Here is a 21755-nt window from a genome sequence, read left to right on the forward strand (position 1 = left end):
CATTATCAGTCATCATTCATAATTCATCATTTTTTCTTGACCAGACTGGCAATCATATCAGCTTCGCATACCAGTTGGTTTGCAACGTAGCCGCGGCCCTGCATTTTTACGATACCGCGTTTCATGGGCGAGGTAAACTCACATCTAAAGATTACGGTATCTCCAGGTAAAACGTTGCGACGGAATCGGCAATTCTCGATTCCGACCAAAAATGGCCAATAGTTTTCTGGATCGGGAACTGTGCTAAGTACCAGAATACCACCCGTTTGGGCCATAGCTTCAAGTTGCATGACACCCGGCATAACCGGATTGCCAGGGAAGTGGCCAGGAAAGAAAGGCTCGTTCATGGTCACGTTCTTGATTCCCACCACGCTATTCTCATCCAGCGCGATGATTTTGTCAATCATCTGGAAGGGATAACGGTGAGGCAGCAACTGCGAAATACGATTGATATCCAGCACCGGTGGCTGCATCGGATCGTATTGCGGCACCTGATTGACCGCATTTTTCTGGATAAGCTTCTTAATTTTTTTGGCGAATGCCACGTTAGCTGCATGACCAGGACGAGCCGCCAGAATCTGCGCTTTTATAGGACGGCCAATCAGCGCCAGATCACCCACTACGTCGAGTAGTTTATGGCGAGCCATTTCGTTCGGGTAGTGCAGCTTGGTGTTATTCAGAATGCCGTCCTGCTTGTTAACGCTCACCTTTGGCTTGTGAAGCAAATCGGCCAGGTAATCCAGCTCGCCGTCCTGCACATCGCGATCAACAATCACAATGGCATTCGTTAGATCACCGCCTTTAATGAGGTTTTGTTTATAGAGTGCCTCCAGCTCATGCAAAAACACAAACGTGCGGCAATTGGCAATCTGCTCAGGAAACTGACTAATGTCATTCAGATAAGCATGCTGGCTATTGATAACCCGTGAATTATAATCGACCATTACCGTTATCCGATAGTCATTTAGGGGCAAGGCGGCCAGTTCGATATCTTTTTCGGGAAGGCGGTAATGAACGTATTCACTAACCTCGAAGTAGTTGCGTGTAGCATTCTGCTCTTCAATACCAGCCGAACGCAGCGCTTCAATAAATTGAATAGAAGAACCATCCATAATCGGCGGCTCGGGCCCATCCAGTTGGATCAGGACGTTATCCAATTGTAATCCAACCAGAGCAGCTAGCGTGTGTTCTACCGTATGAACCCGGGCCCCGCTTTGCTCAATGGTTGTTCCACGCGAGAGATCCACAACGTTATCCACATCGGCATCCACAATAGGTTGCCCTGGCAGATCGATTCGCTGGAATTTATACCCGTGATTCGTTGGCGCAGGCAAAAACGTCATCGTTGCCTGAACACCCGTATGGAGACCTACCCCCGATACCGAAATGGATTTTTGAATAGTCTGTTGTTTGGTATTCATTCGTTTGCAGCTTATGGTTTACGGTTTACAGTTTACAGTTGGCTGAGGCAGAAAGCACTGACGCGTCAGCCAACTGTAAACTGTAAACCGTAGCCATAAACTATTTTTCTTGTTTCTTCTCCAATTTCGTTATACGTTGATCCAGCTCCGGTAATCGCCGAAAAACGGCTAAAGACCGCATACTTTCCTTCAAACCGAAAGCAGGCGAACTATTAATAGCGGTACCTTCTTCTTCAATGCTTTTTCCTACACCCGACTGCGCTCCGACTTTTGTGCCATTGGCGATTGTCAGGTGTCCGGCAAAGCCAACTTGCCCGGCAATAACGCAATTATCACCAAGTTTTGTTGATCCCGACACACCCGATTGCGCAGCAATCACGGTGTTTTTGCCAATTTCGACGTTATGAGCAATTTGGATCAGGTTATCTAGCTTCGCCCCTTTCCGGATAATTGTCGATCCCAGGGTAGCACAATCTACTGTGGTGCCAGAACCTATATTTACGAAGTCTTCCAGGATAACGTTGCCTAATTGCGGAATTGTTTTGTACGTACCATCGGGTTGTGGCGCAAAACCGAAGCCTTCGCTACCAATTACAGCGTTGGGGTGAACAACACAATATTGCCCAATGATGCTATTGTCCAGTACACGGGCACCTGGATGGATAATCGTATTATCGCCAATGCATACATTGTTACCAATATAGGCCTGCGGATATATTTTAACGTTTTTGCCAATCTGACACCCTCGGCCAATGTACGAAAACGCCCCCCGGTAAATCTGCTCCCCAACCTGGCAATTATCGCCAATATAGGAGGGTTGTTCTATACCTACCCGAGCAAAAATTAATTGCTTGTGGTATTCTTCAAGCAAGCGGGTAAATGCAGAGTAGGAATTTTCTACAAAGATTAAAGCAGGCGAAACCGGCTTTTTAGGCTCAAATGAGCGATCAACAATCACAGCTGACACCTGGGTAGTGTACAAATGCGGCTCGTATTTGAGGTTGGACAGAAACGAAATATCGCCTGTTTTCCCTTCTTCAATTTTAGCTAAGCCGGTGATTTCCAGTGTATCATTCCCGGTAACTTCGCCCCCCAGCAGTGTAGCAATCTGCTTGACTGTAAACTTCATATATTTTATGACTGCCGTCGCAAAACACCCGTTATTCACGGGAAATAAGGCCGCTAAGGTAGCTAACAAATTGCACTTTTCCGCAATTTGTTAGGTAAGTGAATACGATGAAATTAGCTGCATACGTGAAAATAGGTATCCAGGTACCATAAGTTAACGTATTGTACTACTTCTATTCGTCTTCCGTTTTGTCGATTACTAAATTCCTGGCCCAGCAAACGTAGTATCGGCGAACGATATTGGTCAGGACTTGAATGTTCGACAGGTCTGATGCATCGGCAATGTCAATGACTTTCCCTGATTTGAGTTTAATCGCAATTCGATCTCCTGAGGGCAAATAAGCGGCATTGGTTGCCTGACCTTCTACCAGAAAATACGAAAGCCAGTCGGTGGGCATGCCAGTGTCTCGTAACTGCTTTTCGAGCTGTGTTAACAATTCCCCCGAAAATGGGTCGGTCGATAGCATAATTTTAAATAACCGCCGGTCGAGCAACATTTGACAAAGCCTAGACAGAACCGGATCGGAATGTGAAGCACCTTGTTTAATACAGGTCCAAACGTCGAAATCGTCCAGTTTCGTAAACGCATCAAGGTATTTTCGGTTCGTCTGAAAATCAGTCAGGGAGACACTTTCGCAGAGAAACAATCGGAAGGGCTCCGACGCAAAGACCGGCTCTCCGCTGCCCTGCCGACTCAAAAATCGCGCCCGACGCAGAATCTGGATCAGCATCGATTCACAGCAAATCGACGTTTTGTGCAGATAAACCTGCCAATACATCAATCGACGGGCATTCAGAAAATTTTCGACACTTAGGATTCCTTTGGCCTCTACCACGAGTTGATCATCAGCGAGATCAAGCATTTTAATAATACGTTCAGCCCCAATGGCTCCTTCGGCAACACCCGTATAGTAGCCATCCCGGTTGAGATAATCCATCCGATCCATGTCCAACTGACTCGAAATGAGTTGATGGAAAAATGGCCGTTCGTAGGTTCCTTCAAACATTTTTATCGCCAAGGACAACGCACCGCCAAACTGTTGGTTGAGGTCGTGCATGAGCATCAATGAAATATGCTCGTGCGGTACGTTGTCTAGCAAACAACACTCCAATACATGCGAAAACGGACCGTGTCCAATGTCGTGCAGCAGAATGGCGATCTGGGCAGACTCACATTCTTCGTTGGTAATTGTGTGTCCTTTGCTTTGTAGCGTGCTCATCGCCTGGCCCATCAGGTGCATAGCGCCCAATGCGTGGTGAAAGCGGGTGTGCAATGCGCCTGGATAGACGTATTCCGATAAACCCAGCTGTTTAATTCGTCGGAGACGCTGAAAGTAAGGATGCTCCACTAAATCGAAGAGCAACTCAGATGGAATGGTAATGAACCCATAAACGGGGTCATTCAGAATTTTCTTCTTGTTCGGCGTTGCCATTAAGCAAAGATAGTGCTGACGGGATTACAGCAGGGTTATCGATACGAATTACTGCACTACACATCGAAAAACCCGTTAATTCTGCAATTCTGTCAAAATAATTCCTAAATTTGCACCGCTGAACTGAGCAATCAATCGGCAACGGGCTTGTAACTCAGTTGGTTAGAGTGCCTGACTCATAATCAGTAAGTCGTAGGTTCGAGCCCTACCTGGCCCACGAAAGAAAAAAGCCGCTTAACAGAGATGTTAAGCGGCTTTTTTCTTTCGTGGTAGTACGTTTTTCTGGATTGATACCTCGTCTTTATTTCAGCTTGGCCAGGAACGTAATACTATTTGCGACCATGCCCGTACTCCGTATGTAATGACCGTAGCGTAACTCGACGCTTTGCCAATGCCCTGTACCGAATAAGCCACCCGGCGGTGCCAGACGAATACCTAGTCCCAGAAATTGACTGTTGAAGCCAGAAATATCATAGTCGCTGGTGTAATATTGATCGGTTTGCTTGTGCTGACCATAAGGCGCAAAATAGCGCACGGCAGATTGATGACTGAACCGATAGAACGGGCTTGCCGATACAAAAGACGTTAGTTTAATGGGCGTTTCGAGATTGACAGTATGGGCCTGCATACCCCAGTCGTCAATGTAATAGCGGTAAAAGGTTCGGACAACGATTCGATCCCCCAGGAAATAGTGCAGGCGAAAGCCAATTGGCAGCTTCAGTCGATTACCGGGCAAACGCTCCACCGTTTCGCCCCCATCCTGAAAGTAAATCCGATGGAAAGGCGTACTCAACAGTCCCTGCTGAAAGGCCGGTTCAACGGTGAGCAGTACTTGTAAACGCTTATTGATAATCTGAGAGAGCGACAGACTTACGTTATAGGAATTACGGGGTTTATAATCGATGGGATCGCGGTCTCCATGAGCGCCCGAGCCATAACCTTCCGGCCTGAGTTCGGGGGGAAGAATGACCTTCCAGGTATCAAAAAAAGCACCTGCTTTCAGGCTTATTTCCCGGTTATTGTCTGCCGAAGCTTTGGCAAAACTGAGGTTAAGTCCGTAGGATTTGTAATCATATTCTGTCGAATAAGACAACGCCACTCCCTGCGTTGTCCGTCGGTCGTCGTTATGTACGCTCCAGGCAACCGATGGGTAGATATGGGTATCACTTCGAGAAGCCGACGACACCGTTAATGGATCGATATTATCGGATGAGGCCGACGTATAATGGTCGATGTTGAAATCGAAGGCGAGCGTATGCTGACGGTTCTTTCGGTCAGTCGTTTTCAGTACCAGATCGATCGATTGGGCAAAATCCGTGAGGTGTTCGGTGCCAATACCACCTGTTACTGCCGAATTATTGCCGTCCTGTTGGTAATAACTCGATACTAAATTAATCTCCTCAAGCTTGAGTTTACGGGTTTCATAGGCAGGCGGAGTAACCGATTGGCCATAACCCGCCCGAAGTAAACCAAGCAAAACACTAACAGATAAACAGATTTTTTTCATCAGTCGAATGCTTAGTTACAGCCGCAGCCTCCCCCGCTTTTTCCACCATTCGCACCAGCCGCACCTTCGCGGTAGAGGTAGAAATTCTGCTCAAACTTCTCCGACTTTCGGGCCGACAATTCCATTTCGGCGTCATTGATCCGACTTTTCTGATATTCTTTCACCGATACGCAACCCGATAGACCGAGCACTATCAGGCTAGCTATCAGAGCCTTGGAGGCAGTTAGTTTTTTCATTGGTAGTTAGGCTACAGTAGGTGTTGTAATTCGAATATTAGTGGACGTATAGAGGGCATCGAAATCGTCGATAATGATACAGGCGATGTGGCGCATCTGGTTAATCAGGTCTAAACCCACCCGCACACCCATCACCATCACGGGCGTAGCCAACGCATCGGCCAGTTCAGCATTGGGCGCAATAATGGTCACACTTTTAATGCCCGATACGGGATAACCCGTTTTGGGGTCGATGGTATGGGCGTGTCGTTTGCCATTGATCAGGGCATATTTCTCATAACTGCCCGAGGTAGCGATGGCCATGTTACTGATTCCTAAATAGGAAAATGCCTGTCGATTTGCGCCATTGGGGTCAGCAATGCCAATGGTCCAGGCTTGTCCGTTGGGTTGATTTCCCCAGGTAGTCAAATCACCGGCGGCATTGACGATCCCATTTTCAACGCCGTTCTGACACAAAATACGCTTGGCCTGCTCAGCGGCATAGCCTTTACCGATGCCTCCAAACCCAATACGCATGCCTTTCTCTTTTAAAAAAACTGTCTGCTGATCCGCATCGAGTATAACATGTCGATAATTGATCAGTCGAACCAGTTGCCGGGCGAGCTTAGGGTCGGGTAAAGCAGTCAGTGTGGTATCGAAATTCCACAAGCGTTTATCAATCGACCCGTATGTAATATCGAACGCACCCTGCGTTAGCGCCGATAGCCTTAGGGATCGCTCGATTAATGAAAATACCTCCAGATCAACCCGCACGGGGCGAATGCCCGCCTGTGCATTAATCTGATTCGTTTGACTATCGCTCTGGTAGGTAGTTAATAACTGTTCGATCCGGCGGATCTCGGCAATGGCCTCCTCAAGACGTTCGTTGGCCCAATGGGTATCTGAACTGACAACGCTTAATTCGAACCGGTTGCCCATCAATCGCTCGACCCGTTGGTGGATGGCAGGCAACTCACTCATTTTACAGATGCCGAAACGGTCTGTATCGTCTCCAGAAACGAGGACACAGTCAGCGATTGAGGATACCCTTCCCACTCTTTCAGAACGTGCCCCGACGCATCGAGTAACACCGTAAGTGGAAATTTCCCCTGCCGATTGTAAGTCTCAGCAAGTGCCTCATTATGAGTAGTCTGGCGAGCATCGAGTTGATTTTTAGACAGGCGAGGGAAATCCGCCCGAACCAGCACTAAGTGCTCCGAGGCAAACTGCCCGAATTCTGACGATTCGAATATGTTTTTTTTGAGTTTGATACAGGGCCCACACCAGTCGGACCCGGAAAAATTCAGTAAAATGAATTTGTGCGATTGCGCTGCTTCGGTTTTTGCCTGCTCAAAATTAAGCTGCCAGTTCGGAGCCGTTGTTAACAGACTAACGAGTAGGGATATGAGTACGAATTTCATAGGATTTTACGAATGAAAAGTCATTGATTAACTGTAAACAACCAGGGTTTTTCCGTCGGTAGCGGTCTTGTAAACCGCAATGCCTTTGCTGCCAAAGCTGTTTTTTCCTTTGCCCGTCAGGTCATAACGCGCTCCGTGTACGGTGCAGTAAAATTCTGTTTTATTAAAAATAATGGCCTTTTTAGGCTCATGACTACAGGTTTGGGTCACCGCTACATAGACCCCGCTACTGGTTTGAGCCACGACTATCCCACTCTGCACCAGATAGCCCCCGACGGTTTTCAGGGCCGAAGCCGCCGATGAAGTCAGGTCTATCGTTAGCAACCGATTGGTAATGGTACTCAGGTCCGTTCCATTGCTTGCTACCGTCGTGCTTGACGTTACTGTACTCGCTATAGGAGACGTAGTGGTACTCGTGGGGGCAGTAGTACCCGGCAACGAAAGCGCATTCACAACGGTATCTTCTTCATGGATACAGGAGGTCAACGCTGCCATCAAAGCAGCCCCCGTAAAGCCCATAGATTTTAAAAAGTCGTACCGAGTCATGTTTCTACAGTGGGGTAATAAATTAAGTATTTATACTACAATACGTTGTGTAGTCTAAAAGCGTGGCAAACGTTGATTTATTTTATCAATCAAGCTTGCCAGGATGTATTTCGTTGAAATAAGGCGCGATGGCGGAGGGGTCGACGGACTGGCCCAATCGTTTCGAACGATCAATAAATTGTTGCGTTTGCCAAATTAATCCATCCGGATTTGCCCAATCATCTGTCCTGACCATGAAGGGCTTAAGTAATCGATACAAGTGTTCAAAGATTACCCAGTCGGCATATACTTCCTGATTTACCCGCAATTGATAAACCGAACTCAAGCGGTTTAGGCGAGCGAGAATAATTTGTTCGGCTGATTTTGGCTGACGTTTCCGCTTGCCGGGATCAGCAGGCCTTATAGCCCAAATTGTCTTCGTATCAATTAGTAGGCGGACGTAATCCACTACATTATACCAGACAGTCTGCTTATGAGAGAAATACCTAATTGGTTTCATAACAGGTCGATAAAGATTCTCCGGGAGAATTAGATGCACAATGCCCAAAATGAATGAGGGTAATTATTAGTGGCCATCTTATTGATGCACTGGTCACTAGCTGGACAAGTAGACCCTAAATCCACTGATTCAAAGCGTCAGTACACAAAGAGGTTAACAGGCTGCAAGTAGGCCAGCTACCCATCCAACTAGCCAGGACATCCGCTGAAAAGGAGTTGGTAGGGAAAGTGAGTCTAGCTCAAATTCGTACAGACCCACTTCGGCCAGAGGCATAACCAGCTTAGGCTCTGGGGGGATTAATGAGGGCGAAAGTCGCCAGAAAGTCATACAGATCAGCCTTCCGAACGAAATCAGCTTTTGCGGCAATCAATACAGAAGCAGAAGATACCAACAGCAGCCGAATAGCCTGTGCTGTATATACAGGCATTGAGTGACTACTGGAAGGCAGGTTTTGGTGCGAATGATTGGGATGCTTCTGATGCTCGGAGTTGACCCCATAATGCATCACCATAAAATCAAGGAAACCGAGCTCGGGTTCCGTCTGTCGATGTTCCTGATAATGCTCAACCAGATCGACCAATCTGGCTGATTGATCGACACCAAAACCGGGCAGTAAACTACTTCCCAGTACCAGTCCGGCCAGCAAAAAAGCAACAATCGATTTCATAAAACCTGCCTCTGATGTAGGCTATACTGTAAAGATTATCAGAATGTTCGACTCAGCCTAGCCTAGCTACTAATTTAGAAATAGACAGAATTGATATGATGAAAATAACGCACTTAAGGCACTGACAGAAGGAGGATACAAGCACTCAAGTTTCACATTAAACATTTTTTAATACAGTCAGTTTATCATTATATTTATCATCATACTTGCCGGAAAAAGGGGAAGTTACTTTCCTCCTATTTTCCAACCACTACACCGCTTTTTAGTCTAATGATCATTCAAAATCTTAACTAGTATGAATCGTTTTCGTGATGCTTTTGGCAAGTCTGCCCTGACTTTGGGACAGACCTCTCCCTCAATCCAGGATCGACAGAAAAGCTCCCAGCAATCGGCTTTCTCCGGACAGCCCACCTTCGCATTAAATTCTTTTGGCTTTCTGCCATGCGTTCAAACGCAAATCTCTCCACAGAGCTTACACAGTAGCTCCTTTTTTCAGGACGTCAATAGCCTGAACTCCCCTTCTCTGCTGCTTAAACGCAAAAAAACTAGATCCTTCATCTAGGCAGGACTCCTTTCTAGCATAGCCCGCACTTGATGTGTGAACAAACTGGCCGTAACGTACTCATAGTCGACGATGGGTTCAACGTTGCCAGGTAGTCTGTTTGTTGACAGATTATGCCTGCATTTGTCTAGTTCAGCGAATCTTTTCGTATGGATTAGGTATGGCTTTCCAATCCTACCATCACTAATTATTTATTCATGAAGAATGTAGACAATCACCCGGTTGACTTAATCAAGCTGCCTGGTCATCGCTTACCCATATGCTCAAAGGCCATTATTCGCCTTGAAGGATACGGCAATTATAGCTGGGTTCATCTTAGTACGCAACCCAGACCTCTGCTAATCGCCCTCACACTCAAATGGTTCGAGGATCAGTTGCCTGACTTTATACGGGTTCATAAATCGGAAATGATTAACCCGAATTTTGTACGGAAAATTGAACTCAATGGCCCTCAACCCGTAGAGATTTGTCTGTTCAATGAACATAAAGCCAAGGTTTCGCGGAGACGTTTTGAGCAGGTATGGCATAAAATAATTCAATACCAAAAAGCAAATTTATTGTCATCAACATGCGTGACTCACTCATATTAGCAGGAATTATTCTGGCTGGCCTGGCAGGTTTTGCTGGCTTTTGTTATGCCCTGACTGACTGGGCACTAGATGTGAAAACGGGCGTTTATGAACGGAACCATGTAGAGGCATTTTATGAGACGGCTGCCCTGGTAGTTTATGGTGTTTTATCGCTGCGTTTTATTCGCGGTAAATTGAGTTCAGATGACCAATCACACAAGCCACCTTTTTTCTGAATTAGTCGGACCAATGGTCACAGTTGAAATCAGGGATTTTACTATTGTAAAGTTCCTGGTAAACAGGTAGATAAGCTGAAGGACCACAGATTGCGCAAAGCTTTACAAACGCCTATTTGTCAATCGATATTAATTACTTTTTCCTCCAGGTATTGCAAGCGTCCATCGGACCAGTTAAGGCAAACCTGCCAAATACCTTTAGCCAGTTGGGCCGTTGAAACGACCTGCCTTGGTTTCAATGTGGGCGTAATGGGAATATGAATATCCTCCTGCGCCGGATTACCCCGATGGAAAATGAGATCGCCTTTTAGAAACGACATTGGCAGAACAAATGCCAACAGTTGGGAAGCAGGTTCAAAGGTCATGGCTTTTACGATGAATGAACGAACGTTCGATTGATTAATAATCACTTGTATCTTCATAAGCTATTGATAATACGGGCGTAAACGTTGTTAAACGGATTGCCATCATACAGCATTGTCGCGTCATCACTAATATTAACGGTGATGTTGGAGACACTACCCGAATTGGCCGTGGTGCGGGTTAAGGTAAATCCTATATTTATCTGACCTCCCGCTGGTATTAATTGATCAGATTTTAGCATCAAGGAAATTTGCCGACTAGCCAACGAGTTAGTTTGTATCCAGTTCGTATTTTTCACTGCTATAGGATTAGTTTCTCCTCCAGTTACGTTAATAGATGTTTGAGCTGGGTCAAAAGTGAGTGAATAACCAACAGGAGCCGTAATGGTGATGGCAACGTTACCGAGTGAGGTCGGCAAACCCGCCACTTCAAAGAGGTTAACTACAAAATTACCCTGACTGCCACTCGATGGAAAATTAGCCTGAGGCAAGACTAAAGTAGGTGTTAAATCAGTCCCAGCCAATGCCACATTTGCGGTTGCTATACAGCCTGCCCATCCGCTAACGGTGACCGAGTAGGTTCCCGAAACGTTGGCCAAGGCGATACCTGAGTTATGATCCTGACTAAGAATGCCAGGCCCAGAGAAGGTATAAGAGTAGCCCCCTGTAGCAATAAGCGTGGCACTGGTCAGGCTCGCCGTGAGCGGACCTGTGGCTGTTAAGCTGGCTGTAGGCGTTGGATATACGGTTACAGTCATCATGGCCTTTTGGCTTTCGCAACCGCCGATGGTTTGGCTAACGAAATAGGTTTTCAAACTTTGCTCACTCGTACTGGGGATAGGCGCTGAGGTAGAACCCTTTCCGCCTGATGGATTCGTATACCAGAGCAGATTCTGACCAGTCGCTTGCAGCGGCTGGGGTATACTATGCTGACAGAGATTAACAGAATAATCTACCAACGGAGCCATAGGCGTTGCATTGATCGTAATTGGATAGGCACTGGTACGCAGCACTGGATTTGTACTCGCAATAACCAGTGAATAGGAATGGGCACCTGAATGTATCCCGTAGGGTATCGTTCCGAAAATAGTTATGCTACTGGTACTCTGAACGCTCCCGATAACTGGACTCGAATTAAAGTTGTCTACCAAATATAAATTGAACGTATTGTCTGGCTGGAAAGCGCCCGTTGCCGATAAGGATGCGATTACGGTGCCCGGTGAGCAAACAGTTGAGGAGTTGACATCCGTTAATTTTAGAACGGGTGTACTGGCAGGAAATACTAATTCAGCGGTATAGATTGAATTGGGCCCGTTTTGAAAATAGGCATTCTGTACATCGTACAGGGGCATCCATGTATAGACCGTAGTGGAATTGTAGGTAGCTTTGATCAGAAAATTACTGTACCGCATGGTCCAGGGGTAACCACTAGAGGCTGGCTGAAATGGGTTGGAGGAAAACTCCATAATCCCATTTGCATCCGTCGACTTTTGCCAGACGGGTGAAGGCCCAACAGCATACGAAAACCAATCTACTGGATATACTTCCAGTCGTACATTGTCTAAGGTCAAGCCTTGCGCCGTGACAGCTTTCAGCTCGATTTTGCTCGGAAATGGACTCGTAATCCAGGCCTCCCCCGTGATGGGGCCATCGGCAGTTGAGTTTAATAAACTGGTGGTGTATTCATCCCAGACGATGTTACCGTAGGGAAAATTCATAATCGAATTAACTGGCTCAAACGTTTGCCCATTGACGGGATTTTTTGCGCCCTCGACCCGTAATCCGTAAATATCAATTGCTCCTCGGGAATGGCCAAATTCATGCGTTAGTCCGTCGGTGGCACCCGGCCCGAAAGGCCCACTGTCGAAATTGACGTTCCAGTCCCAGCTGTGATAAATGGTCTGATAGCTGCCATACCAGCCCCCTCCTACGGTAGGCGTCGTAAACTTACCATCAATGACAACGCAGTACTGAAAATGAGGGTGAGCCCGAAAAACCTCCGTCTGGGCTGGGCCATCAAAGACATAGATCGAGTCGACCTCGAAGTTGTAGATGCCGTTGAAATTGGGTGAACTATTGAAATTAGCCGTAACGGTTGCCATCTGATCGCCCACAATCTGATCAATAGGTTTGGAGAGCATAGCTTGATAATAAGTAATTAAGCAAAATTAGATTAAGTTTTTTAACTTGGTGGTATGGGACGCAAACGCCATATCCAACTTACTGATTTAGAGCAACTCACCTTACAAGAAGGGCTTAAGAACCATCCCAAGCATGAGTTTCGGCGCGGCTGCCAAGCCCTGCTATGGAACCACAAGGGTTGGGTCCTCAAGACCATTGCTGTCGCATTGGAAGTCTGCCCCCAAAGCGTCAGCAACTGGGTGACCGCTTTTGAGCAAGACGGATTGGTGGGGCTCATGCGTCAGAAAGGACAAGGCCGCAAACCCATTCTCTCCATTACCAACACCGTCCACCAACAGGCACTGAGTAAGGCTGTTGACGCCCATTATCAGGATGCTGGCCGCATTCAAGCCCACCTACAGACCGCCTTGGGCCAGCCTATGAGCCGCGATACGGTCAAACGTTTTCTAAAAAAAACGACTACACCTACCATCGCTTACGCCGAAGCACCAAAGCCAACCAGAACCCGGTAAGCTATGCCGACGGGCTGGCTCGCTGGCAAATTTTACTCACCCTGTGGGTCTGTGGTCTGATTGACCTCTACTTTGCCGATGAAACCGGTTTCGCTCAGCAACCCTATGTGCCTTATGGATGGCAGAAAAAACACCAACCCCGGTTACTACCAGCCCGCACAACAACCAAACGGCTCAACCTGCTGGGGTTGTTACGATTAGATAACCACCTAACAATTTATCACAGCGAAAAGCCTTTAACGGGTGCTTTCGTGGTCGAGTCACTCACTCATTTTGTGAGTCAGCCACGGCCCAAACCCATCGTCATCGTTCTTGATAACGGCCCAATCCATCGCTGCCAATTGGTTTACGACCACCTAGCGGAGTGGGAAGAGCAAGACGTTTATCTATTCTTTCTACCGGCCTACAGTCCGCATCTGAACCCCATCGAAATTCTATGGCGGATGATGAAGTACCGCTGGCTGACGAAAGTGAACTACCTATCATGGGGGCACTTGAAAAAGGCCATCTTTGCCATCATCAAAGCCTTCGGCCAAGATTACCACATTGATTTTACCGAGCTACAAGTCAAAAATATAATTCCATTTAATTCTGCCTGATTACTTAATCTGCCGTTTGCTTCTCTACCGCTACGACTACGCTGAATTTCCAGATAGGTTTCGCCTGTACTTCAGTAGAAGCCAGGATCGCGATCCAGCACGAAATCAGTCCTAAAAATAGATAGTGTTTCATGGTTCTTACGTATAGGTTCTTGATGAAGCAAAAGCGGCTCAACTACCACGCATTCCGGGCATTCATCTGAGAGGTGACGTGAAATGTCAACGAATCTGGCATGGACTAGCGATGCCGGTTATATCATCGTCAGGCCAACAAAATTATGCCGTCGATGAACTCTCTTTCAATGAGGTCAGGCAGCCTGCTAGTTGATAAACTTCAGCCTGTTGAGTAACTAAGGTCAGGCCCAAAGCGGGGCGTTTGCTAGAGTTTTGTCTACTCAAACTTCTCCCTATCAAGATGATTCGCTACCTGATTTTTAGTCTCTTAGTAATACCCTCGTTTGCCAATGGTCAGACAGAGGGCGACTGGGTTCGATTGCGTCAATATGCCAGCGACATTGGGGTCGATGGTCTTTGCACAACCCCTGATGCAACATGCCTAAAGGCTTATTTTACCCAAATCATTTACGGGAAGCCCATCCGTCGAATGAGCTATCAGGGACTAGTCGAACGGCTGGATACAGGCCGGGTGAATCAACTCACAAAGCAGTTTCTGGCTGGAGAGGACTGGTGCCCACTACTGGATTCGCTGGAATCGCATGACCGAAAATACAGAGAGCTGAAAGCGTATTGTATACGCTGTTTGACCGACGATTATATGGCTGACTCACTGACGATTGAGCAGGTAAAATCGACGCTTAATTTTTATCGTTGGCTCAATCGTTTTCCGGCCGACAAGCGCGTTATTGTGAACATTCCTTCTGCTACGTTGCGCGTCATTGATCGCCAGGGGGAAACACTCCTCAGCAGCAAGGTTATTGTAGGTAAACCCAGCACGCCAACGCCATCCTTTACCGCCCAGGTCACCAATATCATAACCTATCCCTACTGGAATGTGCCCCGCTCCATTGCGACGAAGGAACTTCTACCCCAAATCAAAAAAAATCCGTCTGTCGCATTGGCCGATATGAACTTACAGGTGATCGACGACCAGGGGAGATTGGTTGATCCGAACATCATCCCCTGGTCAACCCTTACTGCCAGCAACTTCCCCTACAGATTCCGGCAATCGACGGGATGCGATAATGCGTTAGGTGTCCTAAAATTTACGTTGACCAGTCCTTTTGATATTTATCTTCATGATACCAATCAACGCTCCTTATTTGCAAGCGAAAAACGAACGCTAAGTCATGGGTGTATCCGGGTCGAGAAACCCGTCGAACTGGCCAATCTGCTACTAGGCACTTCACGTTTCGATAAATCATTTCTGACCAGTTGCCAGAAACAAGTCAACCCTAAAACGTTGGTGCTTCCCCACCCCATTCCAGTTATTGTTGTCTACAATCTTCTTGATATGGATGAGAGCGGTGCCATTGTTGTAAACAAGGATGTGTATGGCTGGTGGAAAATCGACCTATAATTAATAGCGATACATTACCTCGAAGAAGTAAAGCAAAAAGACAATTTCACTAACTTCCTTTTATTATTTGTCCTCTTTTTTGCGATTTCTGGGAAAACGATTTTTAATGGAAAGTACAGATATTCCCGCTACTCGCCTGACCTCCTGCTCCACGTCTGTAAGGTCGGTCGGGGTCATTAATAGCTCATCTCCGACCAGACTAGTTTCCATATTGACGCGACTGATTAAATTGATCAATTGAGCCTGCGTTTGGTTGTCAGCGCAATGAATACATTGATTAGCTACGCTGTAAAGGTAATGTTCCAGCAATCGGTTAAAAGGTTGGGTTAGGGTAGCCATTTGCTTATTGATAAACAGATGAAGTTGATACTAAGCAAGATTTACCAGATCTACTTAACGTGAACTATAGAGGATTTACGAATAGAATTATACTAGTTTTTTGTCATCCCGACCTCAGGAGGGATCTTCGGCAACTGGTTATTTACCGAAGATCCCTCCTGAGATCGGGATGACAAAAAACTAGCATTATAAATAACTGACAATCAGTTGATAATTTCAGATTCTAGCCATAATTCACGTTACTTAGTTTGCATTAACTAAGTAGGGCTGGTAAATCTTGTACGCATGGCGTTATCAAGCTATGACCAGGATTAGCGGTTAATATGATTTATATCATTTGAAATATAAATTTACCTAAATGATGATAAGTAGGTCGACTAAAATACAGTAGATTATTTTTTGTCCTGCTGACGAAGGAAGCATCTTTGGTAGCCGGATAAATAGCATCACCCGAAGATGCTTCCTTCGTCAGCAGGACAAAAACGCCTTTTCAAAATAACCTAAGCTATTTATGCTTGATTACTTACATTGGTCGTTATGTACAGATGCGAACCTAATCAACTTCGCACCTCTGGCATATCCAGTCCCTCCCGGCGAATATAGGCTGCGTGTTGAGTAAGTTTATCCTGACACCATTGCACCAGCGCTTGCGTACCAGGCAGGTTATTAGTATGCTGAAGCGCGGCCATCACCAATTGGTAACGACTCATGTTGTTGAGTACAAGCATATCAAAAGGCGTAGTCGTGCGACCTTCCTCCATATAGCCCCGCACGTGAAACCGATTGGGATTTGTTCGATGGTGGAGCAGTTCGTGAATGAGCATTGGATAGCCGTGAAACGCAAAAATCACGGGCCGGTCAGTTGTAAAGAGTTGACTAAAGGCGGCTTCCGGAAAACCATGTGGGTGATCCTCTGGCGACATGATTGTCAGCAAATCAACAATGTTTAGTACCCGTACCCGAAGATCGGGTAAGCGTTCTTTCAAAATTGCGGCAGCGGCAATTGTCTCATTCGTCGGAACATCACCGGCGCAGGCCAGTACCACATCCGGTTGTTGATCACCGGCATTGCCCGCCCAATCCCAGACGGACAAGCCTCGACTACAGTGATCACGGGCAGCGTCAATGGATAACCATTGGGCCTGGCACGCTTTGGAAGCAACAATCAAATTAATGTAATCGCGGCTACGAAGGCAATGGTCAGTTACAGCGAGCAGACAGTTGGCATCGGGCGGCAGGTATACCCGCGCAACGGAGCTTTTCTTGGCCACAACCGAATTAATGAAACTGGGAACCTGGTGGGTGTAGCCGTTATGATCCTGCCGCCAGACGTGGGAGGTGAGCAGGTAGTTCAACGAAGCCAGCGGTTTACGCCAGGATGTTTCTTTACTTACCTTTAACCACTTGGCATACTGATTTAGCATTGAATCGACAAGTGGGATAAACGCTTCGTAACAGCCAAACAACCCATGACGCCCCGTAAGCAGATAACCCTCCAGCCAGCCTTCGCAGGTGTGTTCACTCAGAATTTCCATCACCTGACCATCAGGAGAAAGGAACTCGTCCGTCTCGACCATTGGCCCCATCCAGGCTCGTTGCGTCGCTTGAAACAGCGGAGTCATGCGGTTCGATGTCGTCTCGTCGGGGCAGACGATCCGAAAGTTTTGAGCCGATTCATTCAGGCAAAATACATCCCGTAGGTAAATGGCCAATTGGTGCGTTCCTTCAACAGATACAGTACCTGGCGATGGAACCTTCACTGCGTAGTCGAAATAGTTAGGTAATTCGAGGGGAACCAGTAACTGCCCGCCATTTGCGTGGGCATTCATCCCAATTCGCCGGGAACCCATTGGGCAGTTGCTTGTGACACTTGAAAAAGGTTGTCCCATGCCATCAAATAAATCCTGGGGGCGATAACTCCGCAGCCAGGATTCCAAGGTAGCAAGTTGAGATGGCTTCCCGGCGGGATCGGCTACGGGCAATTGGTGTGCATGGGATGTATTCTCAATCGGCTGTCCATCAACGGTCAGCGGGCAAGTCCACCCTTTGGGTGTTTGCAGAATCAACATTGGCCAGGCTGGCACGCCCATCAACAAACCCGCCCTGGCGTTTTGCTGAATCGTCCGAATTTCACCATAGGCCCAGTTCATCGCCTGCCACATCGCTGCATGTACCTGCATCGGATCGCTACCACCAATGATACGAACCTGATAGCCATAACCTGTAAACAAATTGGTTAGCTCCTCATGGCTCATCCGTCCGTAAATCGTGGGGCCCGACAATTTATACCCATTGGCATGTAAAATGGGCAGGACGGCTCCCGATGTAGCGGGATTCAGGTATTTATTCGAATGCCAGGAAGCAGCCAGCGGGCCTGTTTCGGCTTCTCCATCGCCCACCACGCAGGCAACGATCAGGTCTGGATTATCGAGGGCGGCTCCAAATGCATGCGAAAGACAGTAGCCAAGCTCCCCTCCCTCCTGAATCTGACCGGGCGTTCCCGGAACCAGATGGCTTGGTAGGCCGTAAGGCCACGAAAACTGACGGATCAACTGGCTCATGCCGTTAAGCCCGACTTGATAGGTAGGATCGTATTCGCCCAGGGTTCCTTCCAGATACAAATTTGCCAGAATGGCCGGGGCGCCATGTCCGGGGCCGGTTACGAGTAGTATGCTGGCATCGGTATCCTGAATGAGTCGATTTAAATGGGCATATAGCAGATTCAGCCCTGGCTGGGTACCCCAGTGACCAAGCAGTCGTGGTTTAATATCAGTCGATTTTAGCGGGCGTTCCAGTAAAAAATTATCGCGAAGATAAAGCTGGGCAGCCCCCAGGTAGTTGGTGGCCAGCCAGTAACGGTGCACATTGGCAAGCCGCTGATAAGTCGGCTCAGGGATAGAAAAATCGACGACCGGGTTCATTAGTAAGGTGTTAGTTAGAGACTAGAGTCTGGACGTACGCCCATTACAAATTTGCGACCCTAAGTATCCTTAGTACTTGACTATCAACAGATAAGTACATGAGTATTGTCAGCAACCCGTTAACGTTTCCAGGACGATCGCTGACGAAAATCATCGAAAAAGCTGATAAAAATCAGTCCATTGGCAGGTCAGGAAATGCAGTTTTGTTATACCATAGCTACTACACTACCCATGATCTCCTCTGAACTACCTCTACCTGCAAACCTGATTGGACTGACAGCTCCAGAAGTTGATCAAGCCCGAGAACGATTTGGTTCTAACGCCTTGGCTGACAAGGAATACGACTGGCAATTGCTCATTCGGATTGGCACTGAACCCATGTTCATTTTACTGGCACTGGCCTGTAGTCTGTACTTTTTTTTAGGCGAATGGTACGAGGGCATTGCCCTGGGGCTGGCAATGGCATTAGTATCGGGGCTTTCGATTCTCGAATCCATACGAAGTGATCGCGCCCTGGAAGCGCTTCAACAACTAACAGCGCCTACGGTGCAAGTAATGCGTAATGGTAAGCTCGAAGCGTTACCGACTGAGCAGTTGGTTGTAGGCGATGTTATTCTATTGACAGAAGGGCAAACCGTTCCTGCTGATAGCCGTTTACTACAGGCAAATGACTGCTCGGTTGACGAAAGCACGTTGACTGGAGAGTCGGTTCCAGTGTTTAAGGCTGAAATAGGAGATCAATTTTTTAAAGGAACAACCTTAACATCAGGGAGGGCCTTTCTGTTGGTTAATGCCGTTGGGGGCAGCACCGAAATTGGTAAGTTAGGCCATGTTCTTCAAACAATTACGCCCGAACAAACACCGCTTCAACAACAAATTCATCAGTTTGTAAATCGGATGGCGTTTATTGGACTAGGTGCATTTTTACTGGTCTGGACGATCAATTTTGCCCGATCTGGCGACTGGATGAGCTCTTTACTGGTTGGCCTAACTATGGCAATGACTATCCTGCCGGAAGAGATTCCGGTGGCATTCAGCAGCTTTATGGCACTCGGGGCTTTCCGTCTGGCTCATTTGGGTGTTTTAACCAAGCAACCCCAAACCGTAGAAAGTTTAGGGTCTGCCTCGGTGATCTGCGTTGACAAAACCGGAACGATTACACAGGAAGGTATGATCCTGACCCAACTCTATGTGGGCTCCGAGCATCGTATTGTCTCTATTTCTTCTAGTTTATCGTCGGCAGCACTTGATGTAGTAACCTATGCCCGATGGGCAAGTGAGCCAGAGCCATTCGACCCAATGGAAAAAGCAATTCTGGTGGTTTATCACAAATATAAACTATCTGGTGAGCCCATGAAGCGGCCGATTGTTCATGAATATCCTTTAGCAGGATCGCCCCCTATGATGACCCATGTTTATGAACAGCAATCGGGTCCAAGGTTAATTGCAGGCAAAGGCGCAGTCGAACGAATCGTTACTAGTTGTTCACTGGATGCCCAGGAAGCAGACACTATCCTTCAGCAAGCCCGTCAATTATCTGCTCAGGGTTACCGGGTTGTTGGTGTCGCTGGCAGTGAATGGACAGGTTCTTCGTTCCCCAAAAATCAGGATGATTTCAACTGGCAGTTTAAAGGCTTGATAGCCTTTGAAAATCCGCCTAAATCCAATGCCAAACGAGTTATCAGTCAGTTTAAGCAAGCAGGCATTGCCGTTAAACTAATTACCGGCGACTTCCCGGAAACGGCCATCTCTATTGCCAGGCAAGTTGGCTTACTGGTTGATAGGCGCATATTGACCGGGGCGGAAGTGATGGCCTTGTCCGACGTCATGCTCCAGCAACAAGTTGGCCTAACCAGTGTATTCGCCCGCATGTCGCCCGACGCCAAACTCCGAGTGATTCAGGCACTTAAGGCTACCGGGCAAGTCGTTGCTATGACGGGCGACGGCGTCAACGATGGGCCAGCCTTAAAAGCCGCTCATATCGGTGTGGCTATGGGTCAGCGAGGCACGGAGTTAGCCCGACAAGCGGCCTCACTTATCCTGACCAATGATAATCTGGCTAGCATGGTTAATGCCATTGCGCTCGGCCGTAGAATTTACCAGAATCTTAAAAAAGCAATTGCCTACATCATATCCATTCACATTCCAATCATTCTGACCGTCACGGTTCCATTGCTGGCCAACTGGCCGTTTACCAATCTGTTTAGTCCTATTCATGTTATTTTACTGGAGCTGATTATGGGGCCAACCTGCTCCATTGGCTTTGAGCAAGAACCTGCGGAGAAAGGATTGATGCATCAGCCACCACGGCCCATCAACAGCACTTTTTTTACCGGCAAGGAATTAAGCTTGAGTCTGATTCAGGGATTGGTAATTGCCCTGTTCACACTTGGGGTTTATTATCAGAGCATGCAGCAGGGGCTACCGATTGACGTTGTTCGAACCAAGACGTTTGCAAGCTTAATTATGAGTAATCTCTGGCTAACCCTGGTAAGTCGATCAAATCAAGAATCCCTTCTGAGTACGCTGAAAAAGCCAAACCCGTTTCTATGGAATATCATTGGCATAACCCTAGTTCTGCTGACTGCCATTTTGTTTATTCCAGCGATTCGCTCGTTTATGCAGTTCTCATCATTAAATGCAGCTCAATTGGGCCAGTGTATGCTATCTGGTTTCGCCAGTGTAATTTGGGTTGAAGGGTACAAGTGGAGGAAGCGTGAGGCAATTAATTCGTTTTAGCTAAGCAATCCTCCAGTAATTCCAGTAAGTTACCTGTTGGAAACCCTACTTGCCGCCAAAGCTCAATACCCTGCCAAACCAATACAAAACAGGGCAGTTGATTGACGGAAAAACTTTGCGCTACACCTGGATGCACGATTTCTTCAATCTTAAGCACCTGAATTCGGCCGGTAATCTTTGGTTGTAGCTGCTCCATCAAGTTGTTTACCATAAGGTGCTGGTGAGCATCCACTGGCATAAAACAGAGTAATACAGGAAGCAGGACCTCTTGCTTACGCTCTTTTGAGTAATTGAGCTTCGTTACCATTTTGATTCATTTTTTCCAAAAAGTGGACATTAGATTTGAAAATGAAGGTGGGCATACTTTGTAGAATTGAGTATGATTCCAGTCATAGGTTTG

General features: G+C 47.1%; 21 protein-coding genes, 1 tRNA gene and 1 pseudogene. 7 read left to right on the top strand and 16 right to left on the bottom strand.

Annotated elements, in window-relative coordinates; translation table 11 throughout:
* Positions 1 to 26: 26 nt before the first annotated feature.
* From H3H32_RS23885 to H3H32_RS23895, 3 genes are all read right to left on the bottom strand, one after another.
* Positions 27 to 1421, bottom strand: coding sequence for a bifunctional UDP-3-O-[3-hydroxymyristoyl] N-acetylglucosamine deacetylase/3-hydroxyacyl-ACP dehydratase (locus tag H3H32_RS23885; RefSeq protein ID WP_182458113.1), 1395 nt, complete (start codon positions 1419 to 1421; stop codon positions 27 to 29).
* 100 nt (positions 1422 to 1521) lie between these two features.
* On the bottom strand, positions 1522 to 2550 hold the full coding sequence (gene lpxD / locus H3H32_RS23890; RefSeq protein ID WP_182458114.1) for a UDP-3-O-(3-hydroxymyristoyl)glucosamine N-acyltransferase: 1029 nt from the start codon (positions 2548 to 2550) through the stop codon (positions 1522 to 1524).
* A 172-nt stretch (positions 2551 to 2722) separates the two neighbouring features.
* Complete coding sequence (locus tag H3H32_RS23895; protein ID WP_182458115.1) at positions 2723 to 3982, bottom strand: HD domain-containing protein; 1260 nt, start codon at positions 3980 to 3982, stop codon at positions 2723 to 2725.
* Positions 3983 to 4125: 143 nt separating this feature from the next.
* Here H3H32_RS23895 and H3H32_RS23900 point away from each other — a divergent pair.
* Positions 4126 to 4199 (top strand) — tRNA-Ile (locus tag H3H32_RS23900).
* Between the two features lie 84 nt (positions 4200 to 4283).
* On the opposite strand, the gene H3H32_RS23905 is transcribed toward H3H32_RS23900, so the two are convergent.
* The 7 genes from H3H32_RS23905 to H3H32_RS23935 form a co-directional block, all read right to left on the bottom strand.
* Complete coding sequence (locus H3H32_RS23905) at positions 4284 to 5489, bottom strand: DUF3570 domain-containing protein (RefSeq protein WP_182458116.1); 1206 nt, start codon at positions 5487 to 5489, stop codon at positions 4284 to 4286.
* 11 nt (positions 5490 to 5500) lie between these two features.
* The gene (locus H3H32_RS23910) at positions 5501 to 5725 is read right to left on the bottom strand and encodes a DUF4266 domain-containing protein (protein ID WP_182458117.1); all 225 of its coding nucleotides are present in this window, start codon (positions 5723 to 5725) and stop codon (positions 5501 to 5503) included.
* Between the two features lie 6 nt (positions 5726 to 5731).
* Positions 5732 to 6685 (bottom strand): FAD:protein FMN transferase, encoded by a 954-nt coding sequence (locus H3H32_RS23915; RefSeq protein WP_182458118.1) that lies wholly within the window; start codon positions 6683 to 6685, stop codon positions 5732 to 5734.
* On the bottom strand, positions 6682 to 7125 hold the full coding sequence (locus H3H32_RS23920; RefSeq protein WP_182458119.1) for a thioredoxin family protein: 444 nt from the start codon (positions 7123 to 7125) through the stop codon (positions 6682 to 6684). The genes H3H32_RS23915 and H3H32_RS23920 overlap by 4 nt, the downstream gene beginning before the upstream one ends.
* 27 nt (positions 7126 to 7152) lie before the next feature.
* Positions 7153 to 7671, bottom strand: a complete 519-nt coding sequence (locus H3H32_RS23925; RefSeq protein WP_182458120.1) for a Rieske 2Fe-2S domain-containing protein — start codon at positions 7669 to 7671, stop codon at positions 7153 to 7155.
* Positions 7672 to 7756: 85 nt separating this feature from the next.
* Positions 7757 to 8170, bottom strand: a complete 414-nt coding sequence (locus H3H32_RS23930) for a hypothetical protein (RefSeq protein WP_182458121.1) — start codon at positions 8168 to 8170, stop codon at positions 7757 to 7759.
* 280 nt (positions 8171 to 8450) lie between these two features.
* Positions 8451 to 8837: a hypothetical protein gene (locus H3H32_RS23935; protein WP_182458122.1), complete on the bottom strand. Its 387-nt coding sequence runs from the start codon at positions 8835 to 8837 to the stop codon at positions 8451 to 8453.
* Positions 8838 to 9596: 759 nt separating this feature from the next.
* On the opposite strand from H3H32_RS23935, the gene H3H32_RS38305 reads away from it, so the two are divergent.
* Positions 9597 to 9989, top strand: a complete 393-nt coding sequence (locus tag H3H32_RS38305; protein WP_182458123.1) for a LytTR family DNA-binding domain-containing protein — start codon at positions 9597 to 9599, stop codon at positions 9987 to 9989.
* Entirely contained in the window at positions 9968 to 10204 is a 237-nt protein-coding gene (locus H3H32_RS23945) for a hypothetical protein (protein ID WP_182458124.1), read from the top strand. The genes H3H32_RS38305 and H3H32_RS23945 overlap by 22 nt, the downstream gene beginning before the upstream one ends.
* A gap of 119 nt (positions 10205 to 10323) precedes the next feature.
* Here the strand turns inward: H3H32_RS23945 and H3H32_RS23950 are convergent, their stop codons facing one another.
* Positions 10324 to 10626, bottom strand: coding sequence for a hypothetical protein (locus H3H32_RS23950; protein WP_240543476.1), 303 nt, complete (start codon positions 10624 to 10626; stop codon positions 10324 to 10326).
* Positions 10623 to 12707, bottom strand: a complete 2085-nt coding sequence (locus tag H3H32_RS23955) for an Ig-like domain-containing protein (RefSeq protein ID WP_182458125.1) — start codon at positions 12705 to 12707, stop codon at positions 10623 to 10625. Before H3H32_RS23955 ends, H3H32_RS23950 begins: the two co-directional genes overlap by 4 nt.
* A 54-nt stretch (positions 12708 to 12761) precedes the next feature.
* Here H3H32_RS23955 and H3H32_RS23960 point away from each other — a divergent pair, with 54 nt between their 5' ends.
* Positions 12762 to 13220: a helix-turn-helix domain-containing protein gene (locus H3H32_RS23960; protein WP_182458126.1), complete on the top strand. Its 459-nt coding sequence runs from the start codon at positions 12762 to 12764 to the stop codon at positions 13218 to 13220.
* A pseudogene (locus H3H32_RS23965) lies at positions 13175 to 13819 on the top strand (IS630 family transposase); the annotation flags it as partial. The gene H3H32_RS23960 and the pseudogene H3H32_RS23965, both read left to right, overlap by 46 nt.
* A 4-nt stretch (positions 13820 to 13823) precedes the next feature.
* Here H3H32_RS23965 and H3H32_RS37915 read toward each other — a convergent pair.
* Complete coding sequence (locus H3H32_RS37915) at positions 13824 to 13952, bottom strand: hypothetical protein (protein ID WP_256432917.1); 129 nt, start codon at positions 13950 to 13952, stop codon at positions 13824 to 13826.
* Positions 13953 to 14234: 282 nt separating this feature from the next.
* Between H3H32_RS37915 and H3H32_RS23970 the strand changes: the two genes are divergently transcribed.
* On the top strand, positions 14235 to 15356 hold the full coding sequence (locus tag H3H32_RS23970) for a L,D-transpeptidase family protein (RefSeq protein WP_182458127.1): 1122 nt from the start codon (positions 14235 to 14237) through the stop codon (positions 15354 to 15356).
* Positions 15357 to 15419: 63 nt separating this feature from the next.
* Here the strand turns inward: H3H32_RS23970 and H3H32_RS23975 are convergent, their stop codons facing one another.
* Positions 15420 to 15695, bottom strand: coding sequence for a hypothetical protein (locus tag H3H32_RS23975; RefSeq protein ID WP_182458128.1), 276 nt, complete (start codon positions 15693 to 15695; stop codon positions 15420 to 15422).
* A gap of 557 nt (positions 15696 to 16252) precedes the next feature.
* Positions 16253 to 18616, bottom strand: a complete 2364-nt coding sequence (locus tag H3H32_RS23980; protein WP_182458129.1) for a phosphoketolase family protein — start codon at positions 18614 to 18616, stop codon at positions 16253 to 16255.
* 231 nt (positions 18617 to 18847) lie between these two features.
* Between H3H32_RS23980 and H3H32_RS23985 the strand changes: the two genes are divergently transcribed.
* Complete coding sequence (locus tag H3H32_RS23985) at positions 18848 to 21355, top strand: cation-translocating P-type ATPase (protein WP_182458130.1); 2508 nt, start codon at positions 18848 to 18850, stop codon at positions 21353 to 21355.
* On the opposite strand, the gene H3H32_RS23990 is transcribed toward H3H32_RS23985, so the two are convergent.
* Entirely contained in the window at positions 21342 to 21662 is a 321-nt protein-coding gene (locus H3H32_RS23990; protein WP_182458131.1) for a thioredoxin domain-containing protein, read from the bottom strand. The two genes, H3H32_RS23985 and H3H32_RS23990, sit on opposite strands and share 14 nt — an antisense overlap.
* Positions 21663 to 21755: the final 93 nt, after the last annotated feature.

Source organism: Spirosoma foliorum (genome assembly GCF_014117325.1).
Classification (GTDB): domain Bacteria; phylum Bacteroidota; class Bacteroidia; order Cytophagales; family Spirosomataceae; genus Spirosoma; species Spirosoma foliorum.

What these genes read in the sequence shown, in the direction of transcription:
- H3H32_RS23925 (WP_182458120.1), bottom strand. Translation starts at nt 7,671, where the DNA reads ATGACTCGGTACGACTTTTTAAAATCTATGGGCTTTACGGGGGCTGCT.
- lpxD (WP_182458114.1), bottom strand. Translation starts at nt 2,550, where the DNA reads ATGAAGTTTACAGTCAAGCAGATTGCTACACTGCTGGGGGGCGAAGTT.
- H3H32_RS23915 (WP_182458118.1), bottom strand. Translation starts at nt 6,685, where the DNA reads ATGAGTGAGTTGCCTGCCATCCACCAACGGGTCGAGCGATTGATGGGC.
- H3H32_RS23910 (WP_182458117.1), bottom strand. Translation starts at nt 5,725, where the DNA reads ATGAAAAAACTAACTGCCTCCAAGGCTCTGATAGCTAGCCTGATAGTG.
- H3H32_RS23885 (WP_182458113.1), bottom strand. Translation starts at nt 1,421, where the DNA reads ATGAATACCAAACAACAGACTATTCAAAAATCCATTTCGGTATCGGGG.
- H3H32_RS23960 (WP_182458126.1), top strand. Translation starts at nt 12,762, where the DNA reads ATGGGACGCAAACGCCATATCCAACTTACTGATTTAGAGCAACTCACC.
- H3H32_RS23905 (WP_182458116.1), bottom strand. Translation starts at nt 5,489, where the DNA reads ATGAAAAAAATCTGTTTATCTGTTAGTGTTTTGCTTGGTTTACTTCGG.
- H3H32_RS23970 (WP_182458127.1), top strand. Translation starts at nt 14,235, where the DNA reads ATGATTCGCTACCTGATTTTTAGTCTCTTAGTAATACCCTCGTTTGCC.
- H3H32_RS23990 (WP_182458131.1), bottom strand. Translation starts at nt 21,662, where the DNA reads ATGGTAACGAAGCTCAATTACTCAAAAGAGCGTAAGCAAGAGGTCCTG.
- H3H32_RS23895 (WP_182458115.1), bottom strand. Translation starts at nt 3,982, where the DNA reads ATGGCAACGCCGAACAAGAAGAAAATTCTGAATGACCCCGTTTATGGG.
- H3H32_RS23930 (WP_182458121.1), bottom strand. Translation starts at nt 8,170, where the DNA reads ATGAAACCAATTAGGTATTTCTCTCATAAGCAGACTGTCTGGTATAAT.
- H3H32_RS37915 (WP_256432917.1), bottom strand. Translation starts at nt 13,952, where the DNA reads ATGAAACACTATCTATTTTTAGGACTGATTTCGTGCTGGATCGCGATC.
- H3H32_RS23955 (WP_182458125.1), bottom strand. Translation starts at nt 12,707, where the DNA reads ATGCTCTCCAAACCTATTGATCAGATTGTGGGCGATCAGATGGCAACC.
- H3H32_RS23950 (WP_240543476.1), bottom strand. Translation starts at nt 10,626, where the DNA reads ATGAAGATACAAGTGATTATTAATCAATCGAACGTTCGTTCATTCATC.
- H3H32_RS23980 (WP_182458129.1), bottom strand. Translation starts at nt 18,616, where the DNA reads ATGAACCCGGTCGTCGATTTTTCTATCCCTGAGCCGACTTATCAGCGG.
- H3H32_RS23945 (WP_182458124.1), top strand. Translation starts at nt 9,968, where the DNA reads ATGCGTGACTCACTCATATTAGCAGGAATTATTCTGGCTGGCCTGGCA.
- H3H32_RS23975 (WP_182458128.1), bottom strand. Translation starts at nt 15,695, where the DNA reads ATGGCTACCCTAACCCAACCTTTTAACCGATTGCTGGAACATTACCTT.
- H3H32_RS23935 (WP_182458122.1), bottom strand. Translation starts at nt 8,837, where the DNA reads ATGAAATCGATTGTTGCTTTTTTGCTGGCCGGACTGGTACTGGGAAGT.
- H3H32_RS23985 (WP_182458130.1), top strand. Translation starts at nt 18,848, where the DNA reads ATGATCTCCTCTGAACTACCTCTACCTGCAAACCTGATTGGACTGACA.
- H3H32_RS38305 (WP_182458123.1), top strand. Translation starts at nt 9,597, where the DNA reads ATGAAGAATGTAGACAATCACCCGGTTGACTTAATCAAGCTGCCTGGT.
- H3H32_RS23920 (WP_182458119.1), bottom strand. Translation starts at nt 7,125, where the DNA reads ATGAAATTCGTACTCATATCCCTACTCGTTAGTCTGTTAACAACGGCT.